We start from the raw sequence: 1,133 nt of genomic DNA, 5'->3' as shown, positions 1-1,133 counted from the left end.
GGCTTTCTCGAAGCAGAGGAGGCCGCAATGCCATTGGTTTTGTCGATCTTGCGAGAAGTACGCGATCCACGCGACATCAATGCGCGGCATAATCTTGCGGAACTTCTGTTTGTGGCGTTGGCAGCGACGTTGTGCGGAGCCAAGAGCTGTGTGGACATTGCCGAGTTCGTTGAGGGTCGCGAAGAGGACCTTAAGGAGATTGTCGAGCTGAAGCATGGGTGCCCGAGCCACGACACCTTCAGTCGGGTGTTTCGGCTTCTCGATGCGCAGGAGTTGTCGACGGCGTTGAGTGCCTTCATGTCGGCATTGCGACGCGAGCTTGGGCTTGGCGCGCCGCGCGGGGTGGTGGCGATCGACGGTAAGGCTCTGCGGCGTGGCTATGAGAAGGGGCGCGCCTTCATGCCCCCGCTGATGGTCAGTGCCTGGGATGCCGAGACGCGAGTGGCGATTGCGGCGGCGCGGGCGCCTGGCTCCAATGAGGTCGCGGCGACGCTGGCGCTGCTGAAGAGTTTGGATATCAAGGGTTGCACGGTAACGGCTGACGCCTTGCATTGCCGTCCCGAGACGGCCAAGGCGCTGATTGCCAAGAAGGCCCACTATGCGCTTGTGCTCAAGGCCAACCGGGGCCGCTTGTTTGCAGCCGCTGAGAGAAGCTTCGCGGCGGCGGTCGAAATAGCCTGCTTCGAGACGAAAGACAGTGCTCACGGTCGCACCGAAGTGCGCCGCGCCAGCGTACTGCCGCTTGCCGGGCTCTCGCAGCCGCCTGCCTTTCCCGGCCTCAAGGCCATCGGCCGCATAGAGGCTCTGCGCACTATCGCCGACGGCAAGACGACCGCGTCGGTCCGCTATATCGCGCTCTCCAAGGCGCTGACGCCCAGGAAATTGGCCGAGACGGTTCGTACCCACTGGACAATCGAGAACCAATTGCACTGGAGCCTTGATGTTGTCTTCCACGAGGATGACGCTCGCACCCGCAAGGACAACGCGCCGCAAAATTTGGCCGTCATCCGCAGGCTCGCTCAAAACATCTTGACCGCTCACCCCCTCGACAAACCTATCGCAAGCAAAATGCGCAGAGCCAACTGGAGCAAAGACTTCTTCTATGAGCTCTTTACTCATATGCGATAGCCCTA

1 protein-coding gene is annotated in these 1,133 nt (G+C 61.0%); it reads left to right on the top strand.

Annotated features, from left to right (window positions below; translation table 11 throughout):
* Positions 1 to 1,128 (top strand): ISAs1 family transposase (locus tag RFM98_RS31160; RefSeq protein ID WP_430682415.1); only part of this gene is annotated, 1,128 nt, incomplete at its 5' end.
* Between the last annotated feature and the right edge of the window lie 5 nt (positions 1,129 to 1,133).

Source organism: Mesorhizobium australafricanum (assembly GCF_033977265.1).
GTDB classification, from domain to species: Bacteria; Pseudomonadota; Alphaproteobacteria; order Rhizobiales; family Rhizobiaceae; genus Mesorhizobium; species Mesorhizobium australafricanum.
Note: the sequence above shows the minus strand (reverse complement) of the source record. Positions and strands in the feature narration are given on the sequence as shown.